General features: G+C 67.3%; 11 protein-coding genes. 7 read left to right on the forward strand and 4 right to left on the reverse strand.

The window, feature by feature from the left end:
- From JHC79_RS21385 to JHC79_RS21400, 4 genes are all read left to right on the forward strand, one after another.
- The coding region (locus JHC79_RS21385; RefSeq protein ID WP_296394655.1) for a hypothetical protein at positions 1 to 187 on the forward strand (187 nt) is incomplete at its 5' end.
- Between the two features lie 118 nt (positions 188 to 305).
- The gene (locus JHC79_RS21390; RefSeq protein WP_296394657.1) at positions 306 to 452 is read left to right on the forward strand and encodes a hypothetical protein; all 147 of its coding nucleotides are present in this window, start codon (positions 306 to 308) and stop codon (positions 450 to 452) included.
- Positions 449 to 1,210, forward strand: coding sequence for a putative protein N(5)-glutamine methyltransferase (locus JHC79_RS21395; protein WP_296394659.1), 762 nt, complete (start codon positions 449 to 451; stop codon positions 1,208 to 1,210). Before JHC79_RS21390 ends, JHC79_RS21395 begins: the two co-directional genes overlap by 4 nt.
- 59 nt (positions 1,211 to 1,269) lie before the next feature.
- The gene (locus JHC79_RS21400) at positions 1,270 to 2,733 is read left to right on the forward strand and encodes an SDR family oxidoreductase (RefSeq protein WP_296394661.1); all 1,464 of its coding nucleotides are present in this window, start codon (positions 1,270 to 1,272) and stop codon (positions 2,731 to 2,733) included.
- 3 nt (positions 2,734 to 2,736) lie between these two features.
- Here the strand turns inward: JHC79_RS21400 and JHC79_RS21405 are convergent, their stop codons facing one another.
- The 4 genes from JHC79_RS21405 to JHC79_RS21420 all read right to left on the reverse strand — a co-directional run bounded on the left by JHC79_RS21405 (position 2,737) and on the right by JHC79_RS21420 (position 6,321).
- The gene (locus JHC79_RS21405) at positions 2,737 to 3,432 is read right to left on the reverse strand and encodes a YoaK family protein (protein ID WP_296394663.1); all 696 of its coding nucleotides are present in this window, start codon (positions 3,430 to 3,432) and stop codon (positions 2,737 to 2,739) included.
- Positions 3,433 to 3,444: 12 nt separating this feature from the next.
- On the reverse strand, positions 3,445 to 4,710 hold the full coding sequence (locus JHC79_RS21410) for an APC family permease (RefSeq protein ID WP_296394665.1): 1,266 nt from the start codon (positions 4,708 to 4,710) through the stop codon (positions 3,445 to 3,447).
- An 87-nt stretch (positions 4,711 to 4,797) separates the two neighbouring features.
- The gene (locus tag JHC79_RS21415) at positions 4,798 to 5,733 is read right to left on the reverse strand and encodes an alpha/beta hydrolase family protein (RefSeq protein WP_296394667.1); all 936 of its coding nucleotides are present in this window, start codon (positions 5,731 to 5,733) and stop codon (positions 4,798 to 4,800) included.
- A gap of 99 nt (positions 5,734 to 5,832) precedes the next feature.
- Positions 5,833 to 6,321, reverse strand: coding sequence for a polyketide cyclase (locus JHC79_RS21420; RefSeq protein WP_296394669.1), 489 nt, complete (start codon positions 6,319 to 6,321; stop codon positions 5,833 to 5,835).
- A gap of 153 nt (positions 6,322 to 6,474) precedes the next feature.
- Here JHC79_RS21420 and JHC79_RS21425 point away from each other — a divergent pair, with 153 nt between their 5' ends.
- The 3 genes from JHC79_RS21425 to JHC79_RS21435 form a co-directional block, all read left to right on the forward strand.
- Positions 6,475 to 6,927 (forward strand): MarR family transcriptional regulator, encoded by a 453-nt coding sequence (locus tag JHC79_RS21425; RefSeq protein WP_296394671.1) that lies wholly within the window; start codon positions 6,475 to 6,477, stop codon positions 6,925 to 6,927.
- Positions 6,928 to 7,019: 92 nt separating this feature from the next.
- Complete coding sequence (locus tag JHC79_RS21430; protein WP_296394673.1) at positions 7,020 to 8,891, forward strand: MFS transporter; 1,872 nt, start codon at positions 7,020 to 7,022, stop codon at positions 8,889 to 8,891.
- Positions 8,892 to 9,050: 159 nt separating this feature from the next.
- A partial coding sequence (locus tag JHC79_RS21435; RefSeq protein ID WP_296394674.1) for a trypsin-like peptidase domain-containing protein occupies positions 9,051 to 9,856 on the forward strand: 806 nt, incomplete at its 3' end.

Genomic DNA, 9,856 nt, shown 5'->3' on the forward strand with positions numbered 1-9,856 from the left:
GGTCCCGCTCCTGGTCCTGGCGATCCTCTGGTACGCGACGCCCGGTGCGCGGTCGAGCGTCCGACTGGACCCCGAGGTCGCGTTCCTCTTCGTCCTCGCCGCCATCGCCGTCCGCGAGATCTGGTTCCGACGCTTCGCCCCCACGCTCGCTGCGTCACCGGATGTCGCGACCACCGATGATCCGTAGCAGTTCCGCTCGCCTGGCGACACGAACTGCTACCGATCCCGACATGCGACGTACGGTGGGAGTCTGCCGTGCAACGGTGAAGCAGCGAACACCATCACCGACGAGAGTGAGGGTCACGATGACCTTTCCGCACCAGAACGAGAAGCCCGTGGGCGAGACCGAGGAGATCTCGGACGAGGAAGCCGCCTACGAGGCCTCCGAGAAGAGCACCGAGAAGCGCGACCACGCCGTCGGCGGAAGCAAGGGAACCACCGACGGCCAGTGACGCCTGACGACATCGTCGCCACGCTGCGATCGGCGGGATGTGTGTTCGCCGAGGACGAGGCCGCACTCCTGATCGACGCGGCGGCCGGTCCTGCCGAGCTCGCGGCGATGGTGTCCGACCGCGTCGCGGGCCGGCCGTTGGAGTACATCGTCGGCTGGGTTGCGTTCGGGGGCCTGCGAATACACGTCATCGACGGTGTCTTCGTCCCCCGCTCCCGAACGCGTCTGCTCGCAACACAGGCGTCCGAACTCATCACCGGCGGCGCAACGTTCGTCGAGATGTGTTGCGGTGCAGCCGCGGTCGCAGCGACGGCGTCCGCTCGGGCTCCGAACGCGCGGATCGTCGCATGCGACATCGACCCGGTGGCCACCGACTGCGCCCGACGCAACCTGCCTGATGCCGAGGTGTTCACCGGCGACCTGTTCGACGCGCTCCCCGACGCCCTCCGCGGGCAGGTCGACGTGATCGCGGCGAATGCGCCCTATGTACCCACCGCCGCGATCGCGACCATGCCGCGGGAGGCGCGCGAGTACGAACCGGCCTTCACGCTCGACGGGGGTCCGGACGGTCTCGACATCGCCCGGCGGATCGTGGCCGGGGCCCCGGACTGGCTCCGCTCGCGTGGGCACCTGGTGATCGAGACATCCACCCGCCAGGCCGAGGCATTGTGCGCATCGATGGTGCAGACCGGGTTCGACGCCCGCACGATCACCGACGACGAGAACGGCGGCACCGTCGCCGTGGGCACCCTTCCGTAGGGTTGATCACACACCGGCACCGGCAGCTCCCGGCGCCGAGAGCAGCAACGGAGTGATTGATGACGAACACGACCTGCGTGGTCACCGGCGCCACCGGATACATCGGCGGCCGCCTCGCACCGCGACTCATCGATCGGGGCCACACCGTGCGCGCTCTGGTCCGCACGCCGTCGAAGCTCGCCGACGCCCCGTGGGCCACCGAGGACACCGTGGTCAAGGGCGACCTCTCCGACCGCGCGTCACTGGACCGCGCCTTCGAGGGCGCCGACGTCGTCTATCACCTCGTGCACTCGATGGGCGGATCCGACGACTTCATGGCCGAGGAGCGTCGCACCGCGACCAACCTCGCCGAGGCCGCCAAGGCCGCCGGTGTCTCCCGCATCGTCTACCTCAGCGGGCTGCACCCGTTGGAGAAGGAACTGTCGGACCATCTGACGTCGCGCGTCGAGGTGGGCGAGATCTTCATCGCCTCCGGCGTCGACACGATCGTGCTGCAGGCAGGCGTCGTGATCGGAACGGGGTCGGCGTCGTTCGAGCTGATCCGCCACCTCACCGACCGCCTGCCGATCATGACCACACCGCGGTGGGTACACAACAAGATCCAGCCGATCGCCGTCCGCGACGCGCTGTACTACCTGGCCGAGGCGGCGACCGTGCCCATCACCGAGAGCCGCACCTACGACATCGGCGGCAGCGAGGTGTTCGAGTACGGCGACATGATGCAGATCTACGCCGAGGCGGCGGGTCTACGTCGTCGGCGGATGGTGGTGTTGCCCTATCTCACCCCGTCGATCGCGAGTCGCTGGGTGCGTCTGGTGACGCCGGTGCCCAGCGGTCTGGCACGTCCTCTCATCGAGTCCCTGGAGCACGACGCGGTGATGCACGAGCACGACATCGACGATCTGATCCCGCGTCCCGAGGGCGGGCTGCTCACCTACCGACAGGCTCTCGACGCCGCGCTGGACCGAAAACGTCGCGCCGACACCGACAACTCGTGGTCCAACGCCGACGCCTCCGTGCCTGCGGCAGAGCCACTTCCGACGGATCCGTCCTGGGCGGGTGAGGACGTCTTCACAGACACCAGGTCGGTGAGCACCACCGCGTCCCCGGACGCGCTCTGGAAGGTCGTCTCGACCATAGGCGGCGACAACGGCTGGTACTCGACACCTCTCGTGTGGTCGGCGCGCGCCGCCGTCGACGGCGTGGTCGGTGGACCCGGGTTGCGCCGCACCACCTCCGGCACCACCGCCACCGAGGGCGAGGCCCTGGACTGGTGGCGCGTCACCGACGTCGAGGACGGCTCGAAGCTCCGCCTACGCGCGGAGACCAAGATGCCCGGCGTCGCCTGGCTCGAATTACGCGTCGTCCCCGAGGGTTCCGGCGCTCGCCTGGAGCAGAAGACGACGTTCTACGCTCGCGGTCTGGCCGGTCTCGCCTATTGGTATGGCCAACTGCCGTTCCACAAGGTCATCTTCTCGCGCATGGCGCACAACATCGTGTCGGCGGCCGAAGCGACGCACTGAGATTCAGCGTCGCCGCACCGACCACTCGTCGTAGGAGAACAACGCCAGCGCGAGGCCCAGCGCCGGCAACGCCAACCACACCGTGTGGACGCCCAAGGCAGGCGACGACACCGCGCAGATCACCGCGCCGCTGAGAAACGATCCGATGATCGCGGCCAGGTTCACCGCATGTGGTCGAGCCACGGAATCGTGCTCGACGACCCAGTCGTACAGGGCGATCGACATGCTCTTGAGGTTGCCGGTCGTCATGGTGGTCGAGTAGGCGACGTCGACCAGCGTCTTGAACACCGCGATCTGGATCGCGGCCGCGTAGGCGATCACCACCGTGGACAGCTCGTCGCCGTAGCTCAGTCGCTCCGAACTCGGAACGAAGCCCACCGCGAGGAGCAGGACGAACTCGACGACGAGCACGCTGCGCACCGGGTACCTCAGCCAGGTCCGCGCGGCGGTGGTGGTGAGGTACTGGGCCGTCATCACGCCGGCAACGAATGCGATCACCGGCGGGAGGTGCGCCGCGGCATCCCACCAACGCCCCTGCGAGGCCTTGATGCCGAGGAAGATCAGGTTGCCGGTCTGGGCGTTGGCGAACACCCCGCCCCGATTGACGAACGTGTACACGTCGAGGAATCCGCCGACTGCTGCCATGAGCATTCCGAGTCGGACGGTGGTCGAGGTGACGACCCGAGGCTCACGCGCCATCAGGGCACCATCTCACAGCATCTGACCAGATCGCGGGTTCACGAGCCGGTATCCGACGCCGATGAGCACCACGAGCACTCCCGCGGCGATCGACGACCACGGCAGCGTGATGACGAGGGCAACGCACCCCAGAGCACCCAGCACGGCGAGACCACGCGGGTAACGCCGGTATGCGCGCTCCTGGGTGGCGGCCGCGAGGTTGGCGACCAGGTAGTAGAGCAGGACCCCGAATGACGAGAAGCCGATGGCGTCGCGGAGATCGAGCGTGAGGATCAGGACACAGACGACGACGCCCACCACGATCTCGGCGCGGTGTGGAACCCGATGACGGGGGTGCACCGCGGCCAACGGTCGGGGCAGGTCGCCGGTCCGGGCCATCGCCAGACCGGTTCGCCCGACACCTGCGATGAGTGCGAGCAACGCTCCGAGCGCGGCGGTCGCAGCACCCAGTCGGACGACGTGTGCCATCCACTCGGAGCCACCTGCGGTCGCGACGTCGACCAGCGGCGCGGCCGAGCGCGCGAGTCGGTCGGGTCCGAGCACCGACAGCGAGACGGCCGCGATCAGGACGTAGACGATCAGCGCCATCCCCAGGGCGATGACAATCGCGCGCGGGATCGTCCGCGCCGGGTCCCGCACCTCCTCGCCGAGCGTCGCGATGCGCGCGTAGCCGGCGAACGCGAAGAACAGCAGGCCGGCGGACTGGGCGATCCCGTACCAGCCGTGCCCGGTGAGGCCGTCGACGAGGTTCGACGCCTGTGGGTGGCCGCCGATCATCCCGGCCACGACGACCCCGGCGAGGACGATCAGTACGACCGTGACGATCATCCTGGTGGCTCCGGCGGTGCGCGTGACGCCGACATAATTGACCGCGGTGAGCACGACCACCGCTGCCACCGCGCCCGGTCGGGACCAATCCGACGGAAGGGCGTAGGTCCCGAACGTGAGCGCCATGGCCGCGCAACTGGCCGTCTTGCCGACGACGAACGACCAGCCGGCGACGAATCCGAACCACTCGCCCAGCCGTTCCCGGCCGTAGACGTAGGTCCCTCCGGACTGCGGGTACTGAGCCGCCAGCTGCGCCGACGACGTCGCGTTGCAGAAGGCGACGACCGCGGCGATCGCCAACCCGATCAGCAGCCCCGACCCGGCGGCCACGGCCGCCGGCGCGAACGACGCGAAGATCCCCGCGCCGATCATCGACCCCAGACCGATCACCACGGCATCGACCGTGCCGAGACGTCGGGCCAAGGTGTCGTCGGCGCCGCTGGCGTTCATCGGGCTGTCGTTGCCTTCGTCAGAAACGACACCGCGGACCGACCGCCATGAGGCGAACGATCCGCGGTGTCGGTGAATCCGGCTGGGTCAGGCTCCGAGCGACGGCCCGAGAGTCGAGAACCACGACTCGTGCAGACGCGCCTGCCAGAAGTTCCAGTCGTGCGTGCCGACGCCGGTGATCCGCGAGACCACGTTGACGCCGTTCATCTGCAGAGTTCCGAGGTACTGGCGACTGGCGATGCCGGACGCGACCTCGAGCGGGACGACCTGTGCGAACTTGGTCGGGTTGGTCACCGGGTCGATGTTCGATCCGCCGGTGCCCGCCGAGATGTAGACACGCTTGCCACGCAGAGCGCCGGCCCGCAGCGCGGGATCGTTCTCCAGCCACCGGCCGCCCGGCCAGACGCCCCACATGTTGTCCGCGTTGCCGCCGACCTGGCTGATCGCGACCTGGATGCCCTGGGCGAAGCCCGGCTCGGTGGTCAGCGGGTAGCCACTGTAGGACGCGACGCCACGGAACATGCCCGGGTGGCGGGTCGCGAGGTTGAGCGCGGAGGTACCGCTCATCGACAGTCCGGCGATCGCGTTGTTCGTACGCGAGCTGTTGTAGCGGTTCGCCATGAAGTTGGGGAGCTCACGCGTGAGGAACGTTTCCCACTTGTTCAGGCCGAGCACCGGGTCGCGACGGTCCCAGTCGGTGTAGAAGCTGCCGGCGCCACCGAAGGGCATGACGACGTTGACGTTCTTGTCGGCGAAGAAACGACGCACGTCGGTGTTGATCAACCAACCGTTGTCGTTGTTCGGCGCGCGCAGTCCGTCGAGGAGGTACAGCGTCGGCGCACCCTTGCGCTGGGCGCCGAGGATCTCGACCGGGATGTTCCGCTTCATCGCGGGGGAGTAGACCTGAGTCGTCGCGACGCGGGCCTCGGCGGGTCCGGCGGTGACGACGGTGGCGAGTCCGGTGGTCGCGACCACCGCGAACACACCGGCCAGCAGGCGAGTACGAAGCCTGTGAATCGACATTGAAGGGTCCTTCGGTTCTCACTTGAGCTGGGGGACCCACGCAGAGTAACAGCCGCATAACGAGACGGCAGAATCGCCGACGGTCCGCTGGTGAGGAGACTATCGCGGGGTCGGTTGTGGATATCCCCGGCGAACTGTGCGATCGAGGATGCCGAGCGTCCCCGAGAGCGCGGACTCGGAGATCACCGGGAAGATGCCACGGTCCTTGATCTCCTGACGGGCGTTCGACCAGTCGTAGAACGACGTCACCAGGGTCCCGTCGTCGTGGGGCTCGAGACGGTAGCCGTAGACGTGGCCGATCGGCGGCTGCACCGTGCCGCTGATGCTCCAGGAGATCTCCCGCTCGGCCTGGAACGACTCGATGATCACCGTGACGTCGTACTTCCCCATCTCGGGGATGTCCTTGAGTGACTCGCGGTCCATGTGGACGACGAACCGATCGCCCACCGCGGTGACCCGGTTGCCGTCGGCGCTCATCAGCATCCCCGACGCGTCGATGGCGACGTGGCCCTGCGGATCGGCCAGCACGGCGAACACGTCAGCGGGGACCGCCGCGATCTGACGCTGGACTTCGAGACGTTCGGTCAAGGTTTCGTACCCTTCGTCGGTTCGAGCCGGGTGTGGCGCAGATCTCATTTTACGAGGTCAGCCGACTTTACGGTTCGATTACTTAGCGTTATGCAACTAACGTCATCCAAGCACAGCCGAGACGACCTGATCGAGAAGGAGGTGGGCCGAGACATGACCAGCACCGAGTCGCGTGCGGTATCGGTCTACACCGCGCTCGCACGTATCAACCGCATGCTCCGCAACGGGGTCGGTCCGGGAGCGCTCACGCTCGGCGCCACCTCCGCGCTGTGGGTGCTGGTGAACAGCTCGCCGATGCGGCTGTCCGAGCTCGCGGCCAGGGAGAACGTCAGCGCGCCGACGATGTCGCGGCTCGTGGCGGCTCTCGAGCGCGACGGCATGATCGAGCGCACCGCCGACCCGCTCGACGGGCGCGCCAGCCTGATCGCACCGACACCCGCGGCGGTCGAACTCATCCGCGGTGCCACGTCACGGCGCGCCCAGCTCATGGAGTCCGCGCTCGCCCGCCTCGCTCCCGAGGACCGCGCCGCCGCCGAACGGTCCATCGAGTTGCTGGCCGAGGTCCTGGCCGAACAGGTCTGCGCCAGCGGCGATCCGCCGCTCTGACCGGCCCCGTCCGCTCACTTCCACGGACTGCGCGCACAACGACGTCGCGCCCCGTGACCACACGATTCATCCCACCCGCTGAGGAAGAAGTCATGGCCAATCACCTTCTCGAGAAGCCGGCCGAACCGGCCGAAAAGCGCAACCGCACGCGGTCGCTGGAGGAGCTCGGTCCCAACTACAAGTGGATCGCTCTGTCCAACACCACGCTCGGGATGCTGATCGCGACGATCAACTCATCGATCGTCCTCATCGCCCTTCCCGACATCTTCAAGGGCATCAAGCTCAACCCGCTCGAGTCACAGAACACCAGCTACCTGCTGTGGATGATGATGGGATTCCTCGTCGTCACCGCGGTTCTCGTCGTCAGCTTCGGGCGACTCGGCGACATGTTCGGCCGCGCGAAGATGTACAATATCGGCTTCCTGGTCTTCACGGTGTCGTCGATCTTCCTGGCGGCCACCTGGTTCGACGGCAGCAAGGCGGCCATCTGGCTGATCTTCTGGCGGGTGATCCAAGGTGTCGGCGGCGCGTTCCTGATGGCGAACTCGTCGGCCATCCTCACCGACGCGTTCCCGCAGCATCAGCGCGGACTCGCGTTGGGCATCAACGGTGTCGCCGCCATCGCCGGATCGTTCCTCGGACTGCTCGTCGGTGGTGTCCTGGCGCCGATCGACTGGAACCTCATCTTCCTGGTGTCGGTCCCGTTCGGCGTGGTCGGAACCGTCTGGGCCTACATGAAATTGCACGACACCGGAGTTCGTCAGAAGGCGACGATGGACTGGTGGGGCAACATCACCTTCGCGGTCGGTCTGATCGCGATCCTGGTGGGCATCACCTACGGCATCCAGCCCTACGGCGCATCGAACATGGGATGGATGAGCCCGATGGTGCTGTCCTGCCTGATCGGCGGCGTCGCCGTGCTCGCCGTCTTCGCCGTGATCGAGACGAGGGTGTCGAACCCGCTGTTCAACCTGTCGCTGTTCAAGAACCACTCGTTCCTCTACGGCAACATCGCGAACCTGATGGCCTCCATCGGCCGCGGCGGACTGCAGTTCATCCTGATCATCTGGTTGCAGGGGATCTGGTTGCCGCAGCACGGATACGACTACACCCGTACCCCGTTGTGGGCCGGTATCTACATGGTTCCCATGACGATCGGATTCCTCCTCTCCGCGCCGGTGTCGGGCTACCTGTCCGACAAGGTCGGCACCAAGTGGTTCACCACCTCGGGTCTGTTCATCACCGCGGCGACCTTCGCCGCCCTGATCGCGATCCCGGTGGACTTCAACTACTGGGCGTTCGCGGTGATCCTGCTGATCAACGGCATCGGCATGGGCCTGTTCGCCTCACCGAACCGCGCCGAGGTGATGAACAGCCTGCCCGCCAACGCACGTGGGTCGGGCGCCGGGATGATGACCACGTTCCAGAACGCGGCCATGGTGCTCTCGATCGGACTGTTCTTCAGCCTGATGATCGCCGGTCTGTCCAGCGATCTACCGTCGGCCATGAGCAACGGCCTGCTCTCACACGGCGTCTCGCCCGCTGACGCCAACCAGGTCGCGAACCTGCCGACCGTCGGCATCCTGTTCGCCGCGTTCCTCGGCTACAACCCGATCAAGGAGCTGGTGGGTCCGCACCTCGACACGCTGTCGCAGACCAATCAGGACACGTTGACGGGGTTGAAGTTCTTCCCGCACCTGATCTCGGAGCCCTTCTCCAACGGCCTCTCGGCGGCGTTCACTTTCGCGATCGTGTGCTGCATCCTGGGCGCCATCGCGTCGCTGTTCACCGGGCGCGCCGGCGACAAGGCCGCGATCGAGCCGCACGAGAGTGTCGGCGAGGAGCTCGCAAGCGTGTCGATGGGCGGTGTCGCTGCCCGCGACGCCGAGCACTCCGAGAAGAATTCGGACACAGGCGGTCCGGACTCGGACCGACCTCATCGTCCAGAGCACGCCTACCGCTAGGCCGGTTCGCTCTCCACGCACGACACGGCGCGTCTGCTCTTCGGAGCAGGCGCGTCGTCTGCTGTGCGAGGCCGCGGTGAGAATCTTCAGCGAAGTAGGGGCTTGCTGTTGGGAACCTCTCAGGATCGCGGGGTTGTCTGGGTGTTCAGGAGGAACACTGTGAATCACGAACCGCACCACGGCATCCATCGCGCCGACGACCACCGTCCGTACGACCCCGGCATGCCGCCCGGCGACTGGCGCGCGGCGCCGCCCTACGCGTACGGACCGCCCCCGCAGCCGCCCGCGCCGTCTCGCCGGTACAACCCCTTCGGGATGCTGGCTCTGGCCGCATTCACCGTCGCGGTCGCCGTGGTGACCGCGTTCGGCGCCACCGCCCTGCACGAGCAGTCGGCGACGCGTGCACAATCGCAGTCCGTCGCGCCGGTGCAGCGCGTGGACAACACCGGTGCCGGCACCAGCTCTGCGGCCCTGCAGCGCGCCGCACAGGCCGTCGTCCCCGGAATGGTCTACATCAACACCGAACTGGGTTACCAGAACGGTGCGGGCGCCGGAACCGGGATCGTGCTGTCCTCCACCGGCGAGGTGCTGACGAACAACCACGTCATCTCCGGCGCCACCTCGATCACCGCAACCGATCTCGGCAACGGCCGCACCTACCCGGCGACCGTGGTGGGATACGACCGCAAATCCGATGTCGCAGTGGTGAAGCTGACCGGCGCCTCCGGACTCACCACCGCACCCCTTGGCGATTCCGACGCCGTCAAGGTCGGCGACGCCATCGTGGGTGTCGGCAACGCGGGCGGCGGAGGCGGCAACCCGACCGCCGCACCGGGCCGCGTCACCGACCTCGACCAGTCGATCACGGCGAGCGACGAGTCCACGGGATCAGCGGAACAGCTGACCGGACTGATCCAGATCGCGGCGAACATCCAACCCGGCGATTCCGGTGGCCCGTTGGTCGA

Source organism: Williamsia sp., assembly GCF_016462415.1.
Taxonomy (GTDB): Bacteria; Actinomycetota; Actinomycetes; order Mycobacteriales; family Mycobacteriaceae; genus Williamsia_A.